Source organism: Novosphingobium umbonatum, from assembly GCF_004005905.1.
In the GTDB taxonomy this organism is placed as follows: Bacteria; Pseudomonadota; Alphaproteobacteria; order Sphingomonadales; family Sphingomonadaceae; genus Novosphingobium; species Novosphingobium umbonatum.
The window spans coordinates 323,498-343,563 of sequence record NZ_SACO01000004.1; the positions used below are offsets into that span (position 1 = coordinate 323,498).

15 protein-coding genes are annotated in these 20,066 nt (G+C 62.5%); 7 read left to right on the top strand and 8 right to left on the bottom strand.

Features of this window, described 5'->3' with window-relative positions; translation table 11 throughout:
* The first annotated feature begins 57 nt into the window (after positions 1–57).
* Complete coding sequence (locus tag EOE18_RS07765; RefSeq protein WP_127707917.1) at positions 58–1,014, top strand: 2-hydroxyacid dehydrogenase; 957 nt, start codon at positions 58–60, stop codon at positions 1,012–1,014.
* 103 nt (positions 1,015–1,117) lie between these two features.
* A complete protein-coding gene (locus EOE18_RS07770) occupies positions 1,118–2,251 on the top strand; it encodes a CehA/McbA family metallohydrolase (RefSeq protein WP_127707919.1) in 1,134 nt (377 codons plus the stop codon).
* On the opposite strand, the gene EOE18_RS07775 is transcribed toward EOE18_RS07770, so the two are convergent.
* Both EOE18_RS07775 and EOE18_RS07780 read right to left on the bottom strand, forming a co-directional pair.
* A complete protein-coding gene (locus tag EOE18_RS07775; RefSeq protein ID WP_127707921.1) occupies positions 2,248–3,918 on the bottom strand; it encodes a hypothetical protein in 1,671 nt (556 codons plus the stop codon). The genes EOE18_RS07770 and EOE18_RS07775 overlap by 4 nt on opposite strands.
* A complete protein-coding gene (locus tag EOE18_RS07780; protein ID WP_127707923.1) occupies positions 3,915–5,621 on the bottom strand; it encodes an Hsp70 family protein in 1,707 nt (568 codons plus the stop codon). The genes EOE18_RS07775 and EOE18_RS07780 overlap by 4 nt, the downstream gene beginning before the upstream one ends.
* Before the next feature lie 158 nt (positions 5,622–5,779).
* Between EOE18_RS07780 and EOE18_RS07785 the strand changes: the two genes are divergently transcribed.
* Complete coding sequence (locus EOE18_RS07785) at positions 5,780–6,022, top strand: hypothetical protein (protein WP_181953026.1); 243 nt, start codon at positions 5,780–5,782, stop codon at positions 6,020–6,022.
* Between the two features lie 10 nt (positions 6,023–6,032).
* Here the strand turns inward: EOE18_RS07785 and EOE18_RS07790 are convergent, their stop codons facing one another.
* Positions 6,033–7,460 (bottom strand): aminotransferase-like domain-containing protein, encoded by a 1,428-nt coding sequence (locus tag EOE18_RS07790; protein WP_127707925.1) that lies wholly within the window; start codon positions 7,458–7,460, stop codon positions 6,033–6,035.
* Positions 7,461–7,578: 118 nt separating this feature from the next.
* Here EOE18_RS07790 and EOE18_RS07795 point away from each other — a divergent pair, with 118 nt between their 5' ends.
* Positions 7,579–7,947 carry a UrcA family protein gene (locus EOE18_RS07795; RefSeq protein WP_164852699.1) on the top strand — a complete coding sequence of 123 codons (369 nt, stop codon included), beginning with the start codon at positions 7,579–7,581 and terminating at the stop codon, positions 7,945–7,947.
* 17 nt (positions 7,948–7,964) lie between these two features.
* Here EOE18_RS07795 and EOE18_RS07800 read toward each other — a convergent pair whose 3' ends face one another.
* From EOE18_RS07800 to EOE18_RS07820, 5 genes are all read right to left on the bottom strand, one after another.
* Positions 7,965–9,194, bottom strand: a complete 1,230-nt coding sequence (locus EOE18_RS07800; RefSeq protein WP_127707929.1) for a histidine-type phosphatase — start codon at positions 9,192–9,194, stop codon at positions 7,965–7,967.
* Positions 9,191–10,243 (bottom strand): Ca2+-dependent phosphoinositide-specific phospholipase C, encoded by a 1,053-nt coding sequence (locus EOE18_RS07805; protein ID WP_127707931.1) that lies wholly within the window; start codon positions 10,241–10,243, stop codon positions 9,191–9,193. Before EOE18_RS07805 ends, EOE18_RS07800 begins: the two co-directional genes overlap by 4 nt.
* A gap of 74 nt (positions 10,244–10,317) precedes the next feature.
* Entirely contained in the window at positions 10,318–12,936 is a 2,619-nt protein-coding gene (locus tag EOE18_RS07810) for a TonB-dependent receptor (protein ID WP_127707933.1), read from the bottom strand.
* A gap of 139 nt (positions 12,937–13,075) precedes the next feature.
* Entirely contained in the window at positions 13,076–14,077 is a 1,002-nt protein-coding gene (locus EOE18_RS07815) for a LacI family DNA-binding transcriptional regulator (protein WP_127707935.1), read from the bottom strand.
* A gap of 40 nt (positions 14,078–14,117) precedes the next feature.
* Positions 14,118–15,299 carry a cytochrome P450 gene (locus EOE18_RS07820; protein ID WP_127707937.1) on the bottom strand — a complete coding sequence of 394 codons (1,182 nt, stop codon included), beginning with the start codon at positions 15,297–15,299 and terminating at the stop codon, positions 14,118–14,120.
* A 79-nt stretch (positions 15,300–15,378) separates the two neighbouring features.
* Between EOE18_RS07820 and EOE18_RS07825 the strand changes: the two genes are divergently transcribed.
* From EOE18_RS07825 to EOE18_RS07835, 3 genes are all read left to right on the top strand, one after another.
* Positions 15,379–16,662 carry an MFS transporter gene (locus tag EOE18_RS07825; RefSeq protein ID WP_127707939.1) on the top strand — a complete coding sequence of 428 codons (1,284 nt, stop codon included), beginning with the start codon at positions 15,379–15,381 and terminating at the stop codon, positions 16,660–16,662.
* On the top strand, positions 16,659–17,822 hold the full coding sequence (locus tag EOE18_RS07830; protein ID WP_127707941.1) for an MFS transporter: 1,164 nt from the start codon (positions 16,659–16,661) through the stop codon (positions 17,820–17,822). The genes EOE18_RS07825 and EOE18_RS07830 overlap by 4 nt, the downstream gene beginning before the upstream one ends.
* 72 nt (positions 17,823–17,894) lie before the next feature.
* The gene (locus tag EOE18_RS07835) at positions 17,895–20,057 is read left to right on the top strand and encodes a TonB-dependent receptor (RefSeq protein WP_127707943.1); all 2,163 of its coding nucleotides are present in this window, start codon (positions 17,895–17,897) and stop codon (positions 20,055–20,057) included.
* Positions 20,058–20,066 lie beyond the last annotated feature (9 nt).

Sequence of the window (20,066 nt, forward strand, 5' to 3'; positions counted from 1 at the left end):
ATAGCGCGGCTCTTGCCCCCTTCCCCTTGCGCCTCCTTGCCGTCTATCCTGCCCCCGATGACCCAGACCCCGATCTTGATGACCGCCCCGATGCATCCTTCTGTCGCACAGGCGCTGGAGCCGCGATTCACGCTCCATCGCCTGTGGGAACAGGACGATCAGAGCGCCTTTTTGCAAGCCATAGGCCCCCAGATCCGCGGCATCGCCACCAGCACGCTTTATGGCCGCGTCGATCACCAACTGCTCGACCATTTGCCCGCGCTGGACATTATCGCCAGTTTCGGCGTCGGCTATGACAATGTGGATGTCGGGCTGGCGGTGGAAAGAGGAATCACCGTCACCAACACGCCGGGCGTGCTGGATGATGAAGTGGCCGATTTCACCCTGGGCCTGTTGCTGGCCACCTTGCGCCAGATCCCGCAGGCCGAGCGCCATTTGCGCGAAGGGCGCTGGTTAAACGGTGCCTTTCCCCTGTCGCCCACGCTGCGCGGGCGCAAGATCGGCATTGTCGGACTGGGCAATATTGGCAAGGCAGTCGCGCGCAGGCTGGAAGGCTTTGGCGTCTCGATTGCCTATCACGGGCGCCGGACACAGCCGGATATGCCCTATCCCTTTTACCCTGACCTGACCGAACTGGCCCGCGCCTGCGATGTGCTGATCGTGATTGTGCCGGGCGGGGATGCGACGCGCCATCTGATCAACCGTCAGGTTTTGCAGGCGCTGGGCCCCACTGGCGTGTTGATCAATGTCGCGCGGGGCAGTGTGGTGGACGAACAGGCACTGATCGCCGCTTTACAGGCCGGCGAGATCTTGACCGCCGGACTGGACGTGTTCGAACAAGAACCCCAAGTGCCCCAAGCCTTGCTCGATATGCCGCAACTGGTGCTGCTGCCCCATATCGGTTCGGCCTCGCACCATACGCGGCAGGCGATGGGGCAATTGGTGGCGGACAATTTGATCACATGGTTCAATCACGGCCATGCCATCACCCCCGTGCCGGAATGCTGCCGCTGAACCATAACGCTTAATTGGCATTGCATTGGTATCTTATTTGTTGCAAAGACCTTGCCCAGCACCGGCGCCGATCCGTGGCCCGATGTCAAGCGAGGGACTGCCCATGAAGAAATCCGTAACCGCTCTGGGCATGGCCTTGGCTTGTATGCTTGGCACGGCCTCGCCTGCCGGCGCGCAAGGCGTGTGGATGAAGGGCGACCTCCATCTCCATTCGCGCCACAGCCAGGACAGCACCAACAATGCCGTGGGCAAAATCATCAGCTTTGCCGAGAGCGAAGGCTTCGACTTTCTGGGCATTACCGATCATGACAACCATGTTGACGGCGACACGGCCCATCACACATGGGCTGATCCGCAATGGCGCTCGGACAGGATCGTGCTGCTCTATGCCGCGGAATGGACCACCGACCGCGGGCATACCAATGTCTTTTCCGCCCATCCCTATGACCAGAAATTGCTGCGCCGGATGAGCGACGAGCGCGACATCAAGCTGATCGGCCTGCGCAAGGCGATGGGCGTGCATATGTCGGCCAACCATCCCACCAACAAGGATCACTTCGGCTTTTCCTTCGACATGGTGGACTCGATCGAGGTGTGGAACAGTTCGAACTGGGCCAAGAACCCGCCCGCGCTGACCGTGTGGGACGATATGTTGAAATCGGGCCGAATGATCGCGGGACGTGGTGGCAGCGATTCCCACCATGGCTGGCCCGACACACCGCAAGACCGCAGCGCCAAGAGCGATGAGCGCCTGTCCAACTATGTCGGCACGCCCACCACCTGGGTCTATGCCAAAACGCGCGACCGGCAGGGCGTGGTGGATGCGCTGACACAGGGCCATGCCGCAATCAGCGCCAATCCCAAGGACCCGCGCGTGGAATTTTCCGTCGATCTGGATGGAGACGGGCGCGATGATGGCATGATGGGCGACAATCTGCGCGGCACCGGCAAGCCGGTGAGCTTTCGCATTCATCTGGCCCAATGCCCGATCCCTTGGGTGCAATATCGCGTGCGGGTGATCCGCGACGGCGAGGTTTTTGCCACGGTGCCAGTGGATGCCAGCAAGGGCGAGGCCACTTTCACCGACACGCCCCCCGCCGACAAGCGCGCCTATTACCGTCTGGAAGTGGAAGGCCCGCAGGCCGATTACGCCGCAGTCCCCATGTCGGCGGGCTATTCCGGCACGATGGTCGCCCTGTCCAACCCGATCTATTTCAACTTCAACCCCGCCTTCTAAAGCGTGCTCAAAATCGCTTCGCGCTCCTTGCCCTTCCAGCGCAAGGTGGCGCGTAGCAAGGCGCGGGTGACCAGACAGCGATCGGCAGCGCTGCCCTTGTTCTGCATGGCGGCAGTTACACGATCCATGTCCAGCCCGCTTTCCACCTTCACCTTGCGCACCAACAGGCCGGGCACGGTGGCGCTATTGCCACCCTTGGGCATAGACCGGACCAAGCGCCCCTCCTCCGCTTGGCGGGTAAACAGCTTTTGCGCCGCCGCGCCCACTTCGGGCTTTAGCGCAAGGCCCGCTGGTGTATGCCCACTGGCCAGAAACAATTCACAGCCCCTATCGTCCCCGCGCAGGGCATCCAGCACCGCCAGCCTTTGCTCCATCGCCTGATCCAGCTCCTGCCCACCGGCCAGCCTTGCCGCGAAATAGCTGCGGGTGCGGATGATGTCGGACACCACTTGCGCGGGGCTGCGGGTCTCGGGCGGGACTTGATCCTTCAGGCTCAAATTGGCCGCCAAAGTATCGGCCAATTCGCCCTGATGCGCCTTGAGCCAGTCCGTGCCATGGCCCGCGCCGAAACTGCCCTCAATCGCTTGCGAGACTTGTTGGGCAAACGCTTTGTTGCGCCATTGCTCTTGCTCTTTCGCCTTGTCCTCATCGGGGGAGAAGAAAGACACCAGCAAGCGGAAGGCCAGAATTGCCGCTGGCACATACCAGTTGAAGCTCCAGCTTTGCTCCGCCTTGTGCGTCCATGACTGGATGCGGCTATAATTGAGATGGTCCTCCAACTCTGGATAATGGCGGCGGATATGGGTCAGCAGCGCGGAAATACGCTTGGCGCGGAACAGCCTGCGGCGCAGCCATCCGGCCTCGCCATCACGGCTCAACTCTTCCCAAGCGGCATGGTGGGGATGATCGGGCGAGGCCACGTCGCGCTGGAATTGATAGCCAGCCAGGCGCTGGGTGAGGAAGGCCACCTGCGGGCTTTCCCCCAGATGGCCCGCACGGCCCGACCAGCCCATCACCTGCGCCACATCCTCCAGCAAAGGCGCACAGCGTGGCCAGCTACGCGCCATAACATCGGCCAGCCATGCCTCTATCGCATCATGGCGGGCCAGACTGCCGGTGGTAGCATCGGCCAGGATCGCGGCAAGGCAGGCCTGCGCCTCGGCCTCTTCCTCCGCCCCCATGGGCGCCAGATCATCGCCACCTTCCAGCAACAGGGCATAGAGCCGCTCATCAGGCCGCTGGATCAGGCTGAGCGATGGCCCCGCCCTGTCCAGCACCGGCGCAAAAAAGGGCCATGCCACATGCGGCACCAGCCCTTGCTCTGCCGAAGCGCGCCATGCGGGAGCGATGAAAGGCATGGCGCCGGAAGGATCGGGCAGGGGCGCGGTGACATCGCCAAAACCCTCGCGCAGGATCAAGGCGCCAGCCAAGGGCCAAGGCAGGGGCGGCGCTGCAACCTCTGGCTCCGCCGGCGGCGCATCCACCGCTGGAACCGCCCGCTTTGCCCGCTGTAAGGCCACATCCCGCGCCTCGCGCAGACGGGCAAATCCTTGTGGATCGGCATCCACATCCATGGCTTTCAACTTTTGCGCATAGGCGCGGCGGATCGCCCCCGCATCGCTATCGACGGGCAGGCCCAATTCGCCCCATGGGAAGCCCTGCATCACAGGATCGCGGGCCCTTCCAACTCCTCAAGCCGCGCCTCCAGCATGGTGCGCGCCTCGGCAATCCGGCGCAGGTCCTGCGATTCCAGCGCTCCGGCAAAGGCGGTCATCCAATGGCCGATCATCTGGCGCAACTCGCCAATATGGTCCTCATACATGCGCCCTGCCCGCGCCATCAGCGCCACATGCACCGCATCCTCACGCGGGTGGAATTTCAGACGGGCCAGCGCCTCGCGCCTTTTCTCCATCTCCCTGGCATCGCGCCGGTCCTCCTCATCCACAATCACCAGATTGCGGGTCAGGCCGGTTTCGGGAACCGAGACATCGACCTCCAGCAGGCCCGAACTGTCATAGCTGAAACGCACATCCACGCTGATCTCGCCCGCAGGGCGCGGCGGCACCGGCACTGACAATTGGCCTAGCCGGATATTGTCCGCCACCAGACGCGCCTCGCCCTGATAGATGTTCAATTCGATCTTTTTCTGATTGTCGCCCATCGTGTGATAGCGGCCCATCCGGCTGACCGGCACCGGCGTATTACGCTCGATAATGGGCGAGAACAGGCCATCCACCATCGCGCCATGGGCATCACGCTCGGCCACATCTATGCCCAGCGTGAAGGGGCAAACATCGGTGATCCGCACTTCCTCCAAAGCGGCATCACGCGCCAAAAGGCCCGCCTGCACCGCCGCGCCCAAGGCCACCGCATGATCGGGATGCACCGTGCTGTTGGGGAAACGGGCAAACATGCGGGTGATGGCGCGGCGCACCACCGGCATGCGGGTGGCCCCGCCCACCAGCACAATGTCGCTCAACTCCGCCGGGTCCATCCCGCAATCACGCAGCGAACGCACCACTGGATCGCGCAATCGGCGCAGCAGGCCCTCGACGGCGGCCTCAAATTCGCTCTCGGTTACGCGCGTAGCATAGGTCTGCTCGCCCAGCGTAAAGGCAAATTCCACCTCGCCCGCCTGCGTCAGAGCCCGCCGCGCCTTTTCCGCCGCGCGAAGCAACACAGCTTCACGCCGGTTCTGGGCCAAGCCATCCAGCACGCCCTGCGGGTCGGCTCTTGGCCGCGCCAGCGAGGCGAGCGCTGCGTTGAAATCATCACCGCCCAGACGGTTATCCCCCGCCGAAGCGCGCACTTCCACAATGCCTTCAAACATTTCCACGATGGAAACGTCAAAGGTGCCCCCGCCCAGATCGAACACCAGAAAGGGTTCGCGGTCGCTCTTGTCCTGCAAGCCAAAGGCCAGCGCGGCCGCCGTTGGCTCGTTGATCAGCCGCCGCACGGTCAACCCCGCCAATTCGCCCGCGCGGCGCGTGGCCTTGCGCTGGCGATCGTTGAAATAGGCCGGCACGGTGATCACCGCCTCCACCGGCCTTGCGCCGACAAAAGCCTCCACATCATCGCAGAGCGAGCGGAGCACCAAGGCGGACAATTCCTCGGCATTCCATGCCTTGCCGCCCATCGAGGTGCTGCGCTGTGTGCCCATATGGCGTTTGAAACTGGTGGCCGTATTGGCCGGATCATCGGCCAGCCTGTCCAGCGCTGCCGCCCCGATGCTCACCTTGCCCGAGGTGTCCATATGCACCGCAGAGGGGGTGAGAAAATCGCCATGGGCATTGGGAACCAATTGACTGCGCCCATCGCGCCAGATCGCCACCGCGCTATTGGTGGTCCCCAGATCAATTCCGATCAACATGGCCGCATCGTCATCCCGTTCTTCCCGGAACTTATGGGTAATGGTTAATCCTTGGCTGTAAAGCACTTGATGGCATGCTGATCATGCCCCCTCTTGACGCAAGCGCTGCTTTGCCACAGGCGCGCAAACTAGATCTATTAGCAAGAAAGCCCCAAGCCATGACCTCGCCCGAAGCCTCGCCCGAAATGCGCGACCATTTCGCCCATTGCATTCAGGTTCTGGGCGGCCCCTCGGCAGCCTCGCGGCGGATGGGGATTGATGAAAGGGCGATCCGCCGCTTTGTCAGCGGGGAAAGGCCGGTAAGCGAGGCGTTGCTGCTGGACACGGCCAAAGTCCTGCGCGAACTGGCCGCTCTGGCCAGCGCGGCCGAGGCACAGATCACGCAGGCGCTGGGACACTAACCCTTCCGCCCTAACTCTTTCTTGCGGCACAGGCCTTGGCGAGAAAGGCGAAGAAGCGCTCATCATCGCCATGCACGGTGTTGATGCGCAGATAATCCTGCCACCCGCCCGACGGGCTGAACACCACGCCGGGTGCCAACACCACCTGCTCGCGCGCAGCCTCTCGCGCCAAGGCGGCGGCATCCATGCCATCGGGCAATTGCGCCCATAAAGACATGCCCGCCTGCGGTTCACACCAGATCCGCAGGCCCAGCCCAATCAGCCGCGCCCCCACCTTGGCCCGCGCCCGCGCCAGACGGCGGCGCAAGGTTTCCATATGGTGGCGATAGGTTCCATCGGTCAGCATGGTCACCAACAGCTGCGCGCCCAAAGGGTTGCCCATATAGGCTGTTACCACCCGCAAATCGGCCAAGGGCGTTACCCAGTCCGGCCTTAGCGCAATATGGCCACAGCGGATGGCGGTCGAGGCGGTTTTGGAAAAGCTGCCGATGCGGATAACCCGCTCCAATCCGTCAAAACTGGCATAGCGCGGCGAGCATTCCATCTCGAAATCAGCGAAAATGTCATCCTCGACGATCACCATATCCGCTTCGGCCGCGATTTTCAGCACGCGATGGACATGGCTGGCCGACAGGGTGGCGCCGGTGGGATTATGCATCGCGCTATTGGTGATATAGAGGCGCGGCTTTTCGCGTTTCACCACCTCGGCAAAGGCGACCAGATCAGGCCCTTGCGGGGTCATCGGCACGGTCACCACCCTTGCCCGATGGGCCCGCAACAGCGCGGTGAAATTGAAAAAGCACGGGTCATCCAGCAGGACCGTATCGCCCGGCTGCAACAGGAAACGACAGACCAGATCGAGCGCCTGCGTGCCGCTGTCGGTCAACAGGATCTGGTCGGGACTGGCCTCCACCCCCTGTTCGGCCATGCGGCGGCTGATCAGCATCCGCATCGGTTCATAGCCCAACAGGTCGCTTTGCCCCCGCAAGGGGACTTGGCGTGCCGCGCCGCGCAAGGCCTTACCCATCGATTCCTGCGCCAGCCAATCCTGCGGCAAGGTGCCCGATCCGGCATTGATCAAGCCCTCGCGCTCGTCATGGAATTGGCGCAAGAGCCAGACCGGATCGATCTCGCGCGCCTCGGGCGCCTCGACCTCGCACAGGGCCAAGGGGGCCAAGGGAGCCGAAACGAAAAAGCCCGCCCCGGCCTTGGCACGGATCACCCCTTCGGCGGCCAGACGGTCATAGGCCTCGACAATGGTGGATTTGGAAAAGCCCGAAGTCTCCGCCATCGCCCGCACCGAAGGCAGGCGCGCCCCGGGCACCAGCATCCGCCGCTCGATCCGCTGACGGATCAGTTCCATCACCTGTTCGGTGCGGGTGCGGGGCTTTGCCTCGCCTGCCTGATCAGCCTGTGTCCGGAAAATTGTGTCCAGCATTGTATCGATGATTCCATCAGTACGGTTCGGAATAATTGTATCGGATCGTTCCTGTTCACACCAGCTCCTTTTGCGCCAGAGAGCCTCCATCCATTCAGGAGATCACAAAAGGACCAATATGATGACCAAGACCTCTTCCACCCGCTTTAGCCGGACCCTGTGCGTGCTGGCTTTTGCCCCTCTGGCGCTGGGCCTGCTGTTTGCTGCTGCCGCACAGGCGATGGCCGCGACGGAGGCAGCAACGGACAAAGAAGAGGTCAACACGGTCATTCTGCGCGGCATTATGGCGCGCCCCGACAGCCCGAAAGCGGCCAAACATGTGCTGTCCCGCATCGAGAATGCCGCGCTGGAAGTATGCGGCGGCGGCAGTGGTTCCTATGCCGAGGTTAACCGCGTGGTGCGCAGGTCAGACTGCTGGCGCAAGGCGGTGAATGGGGCCGTGGCGCAGGTCGCCTCGCCCTATTTGCCCAAGGTGGCCGCACAATAGGACACGGGGGCAGGTGCTTAGCGCGCCTGCCCTTGAACCGTCATGACAGGAACAGCCCGAAGTTGCACCAAAGCGAGAAAACTGGGCAGCGGGCACAAGCTCCCCTTGGCTCCGGCGCAATGGCGCCAGCGCAGATCCCGCAGCGCCATGCCATGATGGCCCGCCGCCCCCTGCCGCAATGAAACAGGCGACATGGACGAGGTAAAGGCGCGCAGCCACCGCCGCCCCTGCCTGTCACGCAAAAGCAACAGACCCACCCCGCCACCGGGCGGAGGATCCCCCGCAGCATAGCCTGCAAAAGCAGGTTTCAGCCCCAGCAACGCGCCCAGAGCGGCAATATTGGTATCATGACCCATATAGAGCTTGACCCTTGGCCCAGCGGGCGCGGTCAGGCTCTGCGCCATGTCCCGCGCCAAAGGGCCAGCCACTCGCGCCGCCAGATAGGGCGGTCGGGCATAGACATCGAACAAGGCCGCATGCAGCGCGCCCAATTGGCGCAGGCGGGAGAGATCTGCCCGCCCCCACGCGACATCGCGCATCGGCATGCCCTGCAAATATTGCAGCAGGAACACTTGCGCCGTGCCCGAATAACGGCGGATCGGGCCGGTCAGCACCAGTTCGCGCCCATCCGATGACAGACCCAGGCTGGCAGGCTCCTGCGACAGATCACAAATTTTGCAACCAATCACCCGCTGCATCAACCTTAGGGTCTTTGCATAGCGCCGCGCCTGTGCCTGCGCCCCACCGGTATAGGCCCACACCGAGGCCAAGGCCTTCGCCCCGTCAAACTCCACCGCTCCGGCCCGCAGAGGTTCGAACAGGGGATCGACCTGTGCCTCATCCAGATGGCCCACTGGCAAAGAGCAATCCTCAACTATGCCTTGCACCAGAGCTTTACCACTGGCGATGGTACGCGGCGAGGTGTTGGTCCAGATCGCCACATCTTTCGCCGCAGGACAGGCCTTCGCGGGCAACAGACCCCAATGCTGCCACAGACGCGCATGCTCGCGCCCCTGTTGCGTCAGAGCATCCAGCCCATGCGGGGTCATCATGCTTTCGCCCACGGGCCAATCGGGCAAAGGCTGATGCTCCAACCCGTCCAATGCCGCCTCGGGCGCCAGAGGTGCGCGCACCCCATGCCGATAGAGCATCACCAGACGTTCAGCCACCATGCCTTTTGGCAAGCGCTCACTAGCCGCCGCCGTGCCGGACAGCAGCAGCGCGGCGGCGATCAGAAGGCGCTTCACGGCAAGCGCACCGTAAAGCCCAGATGCAGCGGATCGGGCGCTCCAGCGTAATAGTCGGTGCTGATAATCTGCGCCCCGCTGCGCAAGGCGGCGGCAAGGCGGCTGTAATCCTTGGCACGGGCCTCGCGCGTGTCGGCATCGGCGCGGGTGCGGACCATGAAGCCCTGCGCCACCAAAGCCTTGGCGCGGGTTTCCTCGGCCACGGGGTCTTGCAGGTTGAAAATAGAGGCTTCGGCATCGCCTTCGGGATAGAAGGCAAACATCATCCGCCCGCGCAAGGAAGCATGACCCTGACGATAGGTTTGCGCGATTTTCGGGCTGGAATCGAGCACCAGCATCACCTTGCCCGCGCTGGCATTGATCTTGGGCCAACCGCCACCGGTGACACCTGCGCGCAGAGTGGGGCGCGATCCCCGCACATCGTCAGGCGCGATAATGTGGTCGCGGCCGAAGATGGTTTGCGCGCTGGCATCCAGCGCCGCCAGTGCCGCTTCGTCAAAGGGCGCGATTTTGGGCATGCGGGGGTCGGCAAAAGGTTCATCGCGCACATTGACGAAAATTGTGATCGGATGATGGCCCGGATGGGCGTCGGACCATGCTTTCACCTCGGCAAAGCAGCCTTCCAGCGACAGGCAAAGCGTGCCCGCATCCACCACGGGAGCATGCAACACCTTGGCACCGGGGCGCAGCATCTCGGCATGGGCTGCCGGATTGCCCGCATGGGGCGCGGCGAAAAGGCCGCCCTTGGGGTCGGCATAGGGATCAAATTCCAGCTGGCGCAGCCCAAGGTCCAATTGCTGGGCGATCGGCAGATGGCCATATTCCACCCCTGCCGCACGATCCCCCAGCCATGCGCGCAGGGAGGCAAGGTCAGCCTCGCTGGGCGCGGGGCGATAGGAATTATGCGAACCCAACACACGCATCGCATTGAGCGGTACATCGCGCAAATTATCGGGCGCAGCCACGGCCTGCGTGACCGGTGCCTGCGCCCATGCGGGGGCCATGGAGAGAGGCAAAAGCAGCAAAGCGACGAGGCGGGCGGCGAGCATAGGCATTTCTTTCATAGGCAAAAAGTGGAGGCGATCCGCCATGCAGACCGCCTCCTGTATCATCATGCTAAGGCTTAGAATTTGCCGCGCAGGTTGATCGTGAAAGTGCGACCCCAGTGATAAAGTTCCATCGGCTGATTGGCGTCCTTGCCGTAAACATAGCGCATTGAATCCGTCAGGTTCGACACGTCCACGCCCAAAGTCAGGCCCTTGGCCACCATATAGCTGACCGAACCATCAAGGCTGCCATAGGGGGCAACATAGGATTCAGCCGTGGTCGTGCTGCCGATGCTCGACAGGTAACGGTTGCGCCAGAAATAGCCCAGACGCGCGTTGAAGCGGCCCTGTTCGTAATAGCCCACCAGATTGTAGCTGGTTTTGGACAGGCCCACCAAAGCGTCGCGGATCTGGCGGTTGCCGGCGGTATAGGTCGCCTTGCTGTCCACCACCGTGGCCGAAGCCTGCATGCCAAAGCCGTTGAAGGGCGCGGGCAGCATGGTCAGCTTTTGATTGAAGGCCACTTCCATGCCCTTCAGCTTGGCATCGCCGCCGTTGACATTGGTGGAGAGCAGAATGTCGCCACGGCCCGGCACCTGAATGGTGGTGTTCTGGGCGGTGATGTAATCATCCATCTTCTTCCAGAACACAGCACCCGTCAGCGCGGCGCTGGCCGAGGGGTAATATTCCAGCGTAGCGTCCAGCTGGGTGGCCTCATAGGCGCGCAATTCGGGGTTGCCGCCGCTGGCCGTGGCCGTATCGCGCGCCACAGTGATGCGCGGGGCGGAATCCGTCACATTGGGGCGGTTCACCACCCGCGATGCTGCCAGACGCAGGATCAGCTTTTGCGTCAATTCGGCGCGCAGGTTAAAGCTGGGCAGCCAATTGCCATAGCTCTTGGGGTAAGACACCGGCTGCGCGGTGGTGCCATTGGTCAGCGTGCCGCTGGCCACCTGTTTGGTATGGGCATAGCGGATGCCGATATTACCCGAAACCGGCAGGCCCAGATCAAATTCGAAATCGGCGCGAGCATAGGCGCCGGTGATCTTTTGATCGACCACAAAGCTGTTGCGCAGATCCGCCGTGGAGGGAGCCTGAGCAGCGATGGTAGGCGTATAGAGATTGGCGTAGAACGTCGTGTCCGAAGGGTTCACCCAAGTGCGCGGCAGATTGCCACCCAAATTGGAGAAGAAGTCATTATAGGGCAACGCCTCGGTATAGGACGAGCCGAGCGTTGACAAAGGCACATCCAAAATCGTGTTCAGCACCCAGTCGCGGCGGCGATAATCGCGCTTCATATGGTGATATTCGGCACCAAAGGCCAAACGCTTCACCGCGCCTTCCAGCTTGTAGCCCGCATCCAGACGCGCACTCAGATCGGTGTCGCGCGAGTCCTTCAACGTATAGTCGAAAGCCTGCCCCACAAAATTGGCCGGATTGGTGAGGTCTGTCGTTGTGGTCAGCGTGGGCAGCGCCTTGTAACCATTGCCAAAGCTATAGGTCAGCGGGGCATAGGTGGCCAGACGGTTGCGCGTGGTGGCGCGGCCATCGGGGTGATAGGAACGGGCGCGCGAATAAGCAAAATCCGCCTTCACGTCCAAAGCGCCCGGCGTCCATTTTTGCGTCAGGCCAAAAGCGGTCAGGTCATGGCGGTTATAGCTGGTTTCGCGACTGGCCATGAAGCGCACATTGTTGATCGTGCCGCCCTGCACCGTGTCGCCCACGATCTGCTGGCTACCCGCGACAAAGGTCGGCGTGCGGAATGTGGTGTCGTCAGGATAGATATCCATGCCGAATTCGTCATAGGCCACGTCAAGCCGCGTCACCAACACGTCAATATCGGTTTGCAGCGTGGGATTGGGCTTGAATTGCAAGGCCAAAGTGCCCGAGGCCATGCGGCGGTGCTCGGTTTCGATGGTCGAGCGGGTGCGGCTTGGCGTATAATAGCCGCTGCCCAGCACCGAGGTGAACTTGTTGAGGTTCCAGCCCACCTGATACAGGCGGTCGGTGCGGACATGGCTGTCTTCCACCATGGCCGAGGCCAGCACGCCAAACGTGCCCGCGTCATTTTTCCAGCTGCCCAGCGTGGAGAAGGAAACGTCGCCCTTCTTGGCCACATCATTGCGGAAACCGCGCAAGGAGAAGGCGACCTTCTTGCCCAGTTCCAGCGGCTTGAACGTGCGGATGTTGATATTGCCGCCCAAGGCGCCATCGTCCATGTCGGCGGTCGGGGTCTTCACCACCTCGATCTGCGAGACAAGGTCGGCAGGCAGCACTTCAAAGCGGAACTGGCGACCGCGTGCGCCGCCATTCTCGATCAGATCATTGACAGCAATGGTGCGGCCATTGAGCTGGGTGTTCTGGAACTGGGGCCCAAGGCCGCGCACGCTGACGTAAAGGCCGGTGCCGCGCTGCTTTTCCACGGTGACGCCGGTTACCAGTTGCAGCGCGTCCGAAGCGTTGCGGGTGGGAAAGCGACCGATATCCTCGGCATTGACTGCATCCAATGCATAGGGTGCCTTGCGCTTCAACTCGGCGGCCTTTTCAAGGCTCTTGGCATAGGTGCCGGTGACGATAATTTCGGACGCGGCCTCTTCTGCCTCGGCAGCGTGGAGCGGCGTGGTGGCGATAGCCACCAGAGCGACAGACGAGAGCAAGCGGGCCGGACTAGCGACCTTATGCAACAAACCGGACATGAAACCCCCTTAGGAAACGGCCAAATGGCGCTGGGGGCCTCCTACTGTGCGAAGATGATGATTTAGATGCAATTCGGTGACATATCTATGACATGTTGTCGTAATTCAACAACCCGCCCTGACCAGCCAGACTGGCGGATCAAGCGCTTTCGCGGGCGATCAGGCGGAAACCGACGTCCACCTTGTGGGTCAGCAATTTACCACCCGCGCCATGTTGCCGGATGGCGGCAATCGCCTCACGCGCGATACGGGCGCCATCAATATCCACCGTGGTGATGGTGGGGCGCATATCGCCCGCAATCTGCGCATTGCCAAAGCCCATGACCGCCAATTGATCGGGCACACGCAAGCCCGCCGCCTGCGCCTCGACAATCACCCCCTGCGCCAGATGGTCCGACCCGCAAACCACCACATCGGGCAATTCGGCCATCCGCCGCATTTCGGCAAAGATGCGGCGGGCATGGCCGAAACGGGATGGCACCTCGACCGAGAGTTCAGGCACATTGCCCCCGCCCAGAGCCTGCCATTCCTCCACAAACCCGTCCGACCGCATCCGCGCCCGCGTGCCTTCGGCCGTGACCAGCACCGGTCGGCGATAGCCACGCGATTGCAGGAAACGCGCCACATCCCGCCCCACATCGCGATGCGAGAAACCCACCGCCAATTGCGGCGGATCCTCCGGCAATTCCCAGATCTGGATAAACAGACCGGGAAAGCGCTCGATCAGATCGCGCGTTTGGGGCCCCAGCGGCGCGGTGGAAATGATCGCATCGACCCGCCGCCCCATCGCCGCCAGAATGAGCTGGTCGGTGCGCTCCTGCGTCACGCCGGTCAGGCCCATCATCACGGTCGTGCCTGCGCTGGCCAATTCCTCGGCCATGGTCTGGATCGTGTCGTTAAAGATGGAATCGGTGAGATGCGGGATCAGCACCGCCACCATTTTCGACTTTTGCGAGGCCAGTCCGCCCGCCAGCAAATTGGGAATATAGCCGGTCTGCGCAATTGCCTCACGGATACGCTCGCCCGTGGCCGAGGCCACCACTTTGGGATTGTTGAGATAACGGCTGACCGTGGCGGTGGACACGCCGGCAAGGGCGGCCACATCATCGAGCGTGGGGTTGCGGTTGGCAATCTCGTTCATTGCGCGACCCTAGCCTTGATGCAAGCGCCCTACAAGCTTCCTAGAGAAAGCGTAAAGGCACCGACAACGCGCCAATTTCCGGCCAACGGCTCATTGTCACCTCGCCGCTCACCTCGAAACCTTGGGGCGTCGCGGCCAGCAATTCCTCCAGCGCCACTTTCAATTCCATCCGCCCAATATGCAGGCCAGGGCAATTATGCGGGCCCCGACCAAAGGCCAGATGCTCGCCAATATTGGGGCGGTTGAGGATGAACTGGTCGCCGTCCGGAAACACCTCCTCGTCCCGATTGGCCGAGGCATAGAGCAAGGCAATCGGCTCTCCGGCATGGATACAGCGGCCACCCATTTCAACATCCGCCACCGCCGTGCGTGCAAAGCCGCGATAGGGGGTGTAAAGCCGCAGGAATTCCTCGATCGCGGCGGGCACCAGCGACGGATCGGCGCGCAATTGGTCCTGCAAGGCGCGATCGCGCGACAGATGCACCGCCATATTGCCCACCATCACCATGGGCGCGACAATGCCCACCACCAGCACCTGCCGTACCGTGCCCACGATCAATTCATCGGTCAAAGCCTCGCCCTCATGCCGCGCTGCCAGCAAGGCGCTGGTCGGGTCCAGCGCGGGGTCCTCGGGCTGTTCATGGCGCAGGGCGATCAACGCGCGGGCTATGTCATAAAGCGCGAGGCTGGTTTCCTTCATCGTCTCGGGCTGGTTCATATGCACCGCCAGCACGAAGGCGCGGCCCGCCTGATGCAGGCGCGGCAGCCATTGCGCGGGCATGCGCATCCATTCGCCAAACACCTGTACCGGCAGGTAAGAGGAAAATTCCACGCAAATATCGCCCCCGCCCTTGGCCACCAAAGGCGCCAGCGCCGCACGGGTCAACGCGCGGGTCTTGGGCTCCAGCAGGTCGGCGCGCTCCTTGCCGAGCAGGGGGTTGAGCGCCTTGCGATAGGGCGTGTGTTCGGGCGGATCGAGATGCAGCGGAGGACGCCTGCCGGTAAAGGCCACTTTGGGCACGACATTTTGTTGGGTGGTGGTGAAAGCGCTATAGTCGGATGCCGCGCGTTTCACATCCTCATAGCGGGTGAGAGCCCAGAAACCGCCCAGCCCATCAGTATGAGCCACAGGGCATTCGCGGCGCAAACACGCATATTCGGCATGGGCGCTGTCAAAATCCTCTGGGGATTCGGGGTCGAAATCGGCAATGATTTTCGTCATGGCACCCATGCATAAGTCTCGACGCGGAGTCATGCAAGCGCTATCATTACCCCCATAACATGCACCAACGGGAGAAAACATGCCCCCTGCCCCGCCACCGACCGACCCGCTGGAAAATGCCATCAGCCGCAAGGTGATCCTGCGCATCGTGGTTCCCGCCGCGCTTTACATCCTGATCGGGGCGATAGACCGCACCAATGTCAGCTTTGCCGCCCTGCAAATGAACAAGGCGCTGGGCCTGTCGCCAACGCAATATGGCTTTGGCGCGGGGGTTCTGTTCATCGGCTATATGCTGGCCAAATATCCCAGCGTCCTGCTGTTCGAAGCCTTGGGCCTACGCCGGTGGCTGGCGCTGATCACGGCGGCATGGGGCCTGTGTTCGGCGGCTATGTCAACGGTCAGCAATGATGGCCAACTCTACGCGCTGCGTCTGGCCATCGGTTTTGCCGAGGGCGGCCTGTCTTCCGGCCTGATGCTCTATCTCAGCCTATGGGCCACGCAGAGGCATCGCGCGGCGATCTTGGCCGTTCCCATTATGTCGATCAATGTGGCGCAGGTGATCGGCGCGCCCGTGTCGGGCTTACTGCTCGATTGGGCCAATCCATGGGGGCTGGCGCCATGGCGGATGATGTTTCTGGCCGAGGCTTTGCCCGCACTTGCACTGGCCATTTTCGCGTGGGTCTGGTTTCCCGACCAACCCGAGCAAGCCCGCTGGCTGGAGACTGACGAAAAACGCTGGATAGCGCAGAATGCCCATGCCGCGCCGCCTGCCACACCCGCCAGCCAGCAGCGCTGGGCGGTGTTGCGCAGTCCGGCGGGCTGGACCTGCGCGGCCATCTGGTTCTGCATTTTGGCCAGCAATTACGGCATCATGTTCTGGCTGCCGCAAGTGGTCAAAGGCATGGGACATCTCTCGGCCAGCGCCACCGGATGGATTGTCGCCCTGCCCAATGCCGCAAGCGCTTTGGGTCTGTTGCTCAACGCCCGCCATTCGGACAAGACCGGAGAGCGCTTTCTGCATATTGCCATCCCCGCCTTGTCTGGCGGGGTCCTGCTGGTCTGCGCATGGTTGCTGGGGCCGGGCCTGGCGGGTTTGCTATGCCTTGTTCTGGGCGGGGCCTGCACCGGCTGCACCGTCGCGGCCTTCTGGGCCATCCCGACGCAAATGCTGGCTCCGGCCAGCCTGCCAATGGGGATTGTGGTGATCAATATGGCGGGCAGTCTGGCCGGAGCAACCATCCCGCCGCTGATGGGCCTGTTGCGCCAAGTGACCGGCTCCTTCCTGCCGCCGACGCTGCTCTTGCTGGGCATTGCCGCGCTTTGTGCGGGCCTATCCCTGCTGGCAAGGCGGCAAATGGCATGAGCCACAGCGGCAAGGGGACCATGCTGGGGCTGGCGCAGGTGGCGGCGCTGGGCACTATGGCGATCCATATGCTGGTGCCCGCGCTGCCCGCGCTGGCGCATGAATTTGCCGTGGATGCCAGCGGCGCGCAAAGGGCGGTCAGCGTCTATATGATCGGGCTGGGGCTGGCGCAATTGCTGGTCGGCCCTGCGGTGGACAGGCTGGGGCGCAGGCCGGTGCTGCTGGCGGGGCTGTGCCTCTATATTGCGGGAGCGGCAGGCAGCGCCTGCGCGCCCAGCCTGCCGCTGTTGCTGGCGGCAAGGGCGATGCAGGCGACAGGAGGCGCGGCGGGTATGGTGACGGCGCGGGTGATGGTGGGCGATCTGTTCGGCGCGGACGAGGCCGCGCGCCGACAGGCCACCTTGATGACCATCGTGCTGATCTCGCCCGCGCTCGCTCCGGTGGTGGGCGGCGTATTGGCGGCCCATTGGGGGTGGCGAGCGATCCCTGCCCTGCTGGGACTGGCGGCGCTGGGCGTACTGATCTTGGTGGCGCCGCGCCTGCCACGCCAAGCGCCAGTCGGCCGAGTGCAAGCCTCTGCTTTAACAGCCGACTATGCCAGCCTTCTACGCAACAGCCGTTTTCGTTTTGCGACTTTGGCCATGACCATGGCCAGTTGCACGCTTTACATGTTTCTGGCCAGTGCCCCCTTCCTGCTGCGCTCCAGCGGGGTAGGCAGCTCGGCGGTGGGACTGTGGCTGCTGGTGGTGGCGGCAGCTTCCATCGCGGGCACGCGGATGGTGCGGCTCTTTGCGGGCGGGGCCAAAGCGCTGAGTGCAGGGGCATCGTTCATTCTTGGCGGGACAATGCTGGGCGCGACGCTTGCGTTTGCGGGTGGGGTCGGCCCTCTTGCGCTGGTGGGGCCGGTGTTACTGGTGGGTGTGGGCGCGGGCATGGCGGGGCCATCGGCCATGGCCATCGTGGTCTTTGCCGAGGAAGGTCTGGCCGGAACCGCCACCAGTCTGGCAGGCGCAACGCAAATGCTGGGCAGCGCAGCGGCGACTTTGGGCTTGGGGCTGGTCGCGCCGGTTAGCGCGCTAAGGCTGGATCTGTTGATGGTGGGCACCGGAATCCTGTGTTTTTACGCTGCGTGGCAGGCCGGGATTAATTATGAGAAATAGCAATCTTGACTCAATGAAAGCCCTTACATAAACTGCCCGCCAAGAACAGACCGCCCTTGGGAGGGGACCATCATGACCAACCGCACAAGCCGCCTTGCGCCCGCCATCACCCTTTTGCTGTGCGGCACCGCCATGCCCGCGCTGGCCCAGAGCGCAAATCCGCCCAGCGCTGGCCTTTCCGACATTATCGTCACCGCCGAAAGGCGCGAGCAAAGCCTGCAACAGGTGCCCATTTCCGCCACGGTGCTGACCGGCGAGGATTTGCAGCGCAAGGGCGTGGGCAATCTGGCCGATATTCAGCAAGTGGCCCCCTCGGTGGCGATCAACACCGTCAACCGCTCCACTTTCATCAATATTCGTGGCGTGGGCATTGCGCAAAGCGCGCCCACCTCCAACCCCGGCGTGGCCTATTACATCGACGGACAACTCATCCCGCACGAGCAATTCATCGGCATGAGCTTTTACGACATTGGCTCGATCGAGGTGCTGCGCGGGCCTCAGGGCACGCTGACCGGCCAGAATTCCACCGGCGGCGCGATTTTTGTGCGCAGTCCTAAAGCCAAATTCGATGATTTTTCCGGCTCGATCAACCTGCTGGGCAGCAATTACGCCCATGCGCGCGGCGAGGTGGCGGCCAATATCGGCGGCAAGAATGTGGCCCTGCGCCTTGCCTATGTGCATGAGGAGCGCGACAGTTTCACCCGCAACATCGCCAGCAACGCCCAAGGCCAGCCCGGCAATATGAAGCTGGACGCCCTGCGCGCCAATCTGCGGCTGCAGGCGATTGACGGCCAACTCAATGTCGATCTGCGCGGCGAATATTTCGACATGCGTTCCAATGGCATTGCCATCAAAAACCGTAATGATGCCGTGACCAAAGATCCCTTTGTGATCGAGGAAGACGCGCGCTCCTATATGAACCAGCATGGCTATCGTCTGGCTGCCGATATGCGGATGGACATTACCCAAGGCGTGCAAGTCCGCTCGCTGACATCCTGGCAGGATGGTTTTACCCGCGATCAGGTGGATGGCGACCGCACCGCCACCGCTGCCCCGCGCCCACCCGCCGCCAATGTCGGCCGCGTCAGCCAATCTAGCACGCAGTTCCAGACCTTTATTCAGGAATTCAACCTGCTCTCCACCAGCAAAGGCCCCACGCAATGGGTGTTGGGCGCGTTTTTCATGGACGAGAAAGTGCCGGTCACGCTGCTGCGCGACAACAACCATGTGACGGATTTTGTCTCCTCCACCAGCAGCATTATCACCACCGCCAAAAACACCACCTATTCCGCCTTTGGCCAGATCAACCACCATTTTGGCGAGCATTGGGAAGTGGTGGCTGGCGGGCGCTATAGCAGCGACGGGCAAATCTATACCCGCATCGCCGTGCCGGGCAGCGGCTTCACCCTGCCCTTCACCAGCAGCATTTCGACCAAGCAATTCACCGGCAAGCTGGGCGTCAATTACCATTTCGGGCGCGAGGGGATGGTCTATGCCACTGCCTCCAAAGGCTATAAGGCGGGCGGGGTCAATCTCACCCCCAACACGCCCAATTTCACGCCCGAACGCAATGTCGTTTACGAATTGGGCTTTAAAAGCCAGCTGTTTGACCGCCACCTGCGGGTCAATGGCGACGTGTTCTATTCCGATTACAAGGATATCCAGCTTTCCAGTCTGGTTAACGGCTTGCCCACGACCCAAAACGCCTTGGCTGGCCATTCCAAAGGGGCCGAGCTTGAGGTAACCGGCCAGTTCGGAGCGCTGGGCTTCAACCTTGGCGGCGGCATTCTTGACGCGCAATTTGCCAATGCTGCCTGCATCTCCGACACCAATGCGGCGGGTACCGATGCCGGATGCCTCACCAATCTGCGTCTGGTACCCAAGGGGCGCGTGCTGCCTTTCTCGCCCAAGCTGACGCTCAATGCGGGCGTGCAATATGCGCTTTCCATCGGCAGCGTACAGGTAACGCCCCGCCTGCAATGGAGCCATCTCTCCAGCCAGAACGCCACGCCTTTCCCCAGCGCGAACACGCTGGTGCCCGAACGCGATGTGGTCGACGCCCGCGTCACGGTGGATTTCGGCAAGGCCTATCAGGTCGAAGCCTTTGCCCAGAACCTGACCAACAAGATCTATATCGCCTCGCAAATCCAGAATTCCTCCAGCGCCGATGGCGGCATCATCTATGGCGCGCCGCGCACTTGGGGTATCCGGTTCAAGGCGGCCTTCGGGCGCTAAGGGAGGGAA

Coding starts and splice junctions, on each gene's coding strand:
- EOE18_RS07765 (WP_127707917.1), top strand. CDS start 58: ATGACCCAGACCCCGATCTTGATGACCGCCCCGATGCATCCTTCTGTC.
- EOE18_RS07770 (WP_127707919.1), top strand. CDS start 1,118: ATGAAGAAATCCGTAACCGCTCTGGGCATGGCCTTGGCTTGTATGCTT.
- EOE18_RS07780 (WP_127707923.1), bottom strand. CDS start 5,621: ATGTTGATCGGAATTGATCTGGGGACCACCAATAGCGCGGTGGCGATC.
- EOE18_RS07785 (WP_181953026.1), top strand. CDS start 5,780: ATGACCTCGCCCGAAGCCTCGCCCGAAATGCGCGACCATTTCGCCCAT.
- EOE18_RS07790 (WP_127707925.1), bottom strand. CDS start 7,460: ATGCTGGACACAATTTTCCGGACACAGGCTGATCAGGCAGGCGAGGCA.
- EOE18_RS07795 (WP_164852699.1), top strand. CDS start 7,579: ATGATGACCAAGACCTCTTCCACCCGCTTTAGCCGGACCCTGTGCGTG.
- EOE18_RS07805 (WP_127707931.1), bottom strand. CDS start 10,243: ATGCTCGCCGCCCGCCTCGTCGCTTTGCTGCTTTTGCCTCTCTCCATG.
- EOE18_RS07810 (WP_127707933.1), bottom strand. CDS start 12,936: ATGTCCGGTTTGTTGCATAAGGTCGCTAGTCCGGCCCGCTTGCTCTCG.
- EOE18_RS07815 (WP_127707935.1), bottom strand. CDS start 14,077: ATGAACGAGATTGCCAACCGCAACCCCACGCTCGATGATGTGGCCGCC.
- EOE18_RS07820 (WP_127707937.1), bottom strand. CDS start 15,299: ATGACGAAAATCATTGCCGATTTCGACCCCGAATCCCCAGAGGATTTT.
- EOE18_RS07825 (WP_127707939.1), top strand. CDS start 15,379: ATGCCCCCTGCCCCGCCACCGACCGACCCGCTGGAAAATGCCATCAGC.
- EOE18_RS07830 (WP_127707941.1), top strand. CDS start 16,659: ATGAGCCACAGCGGCAAGGGGACCATGCTGGGGCTGGCGCAGGTGGCG.
- EOE18_RS07835 (WP_127707943.1), top strand. CDS start 17,895: ATGACCAACCGCACAAGCCGCCTTGCGCCCGCCATCACCCTTTTGCTG.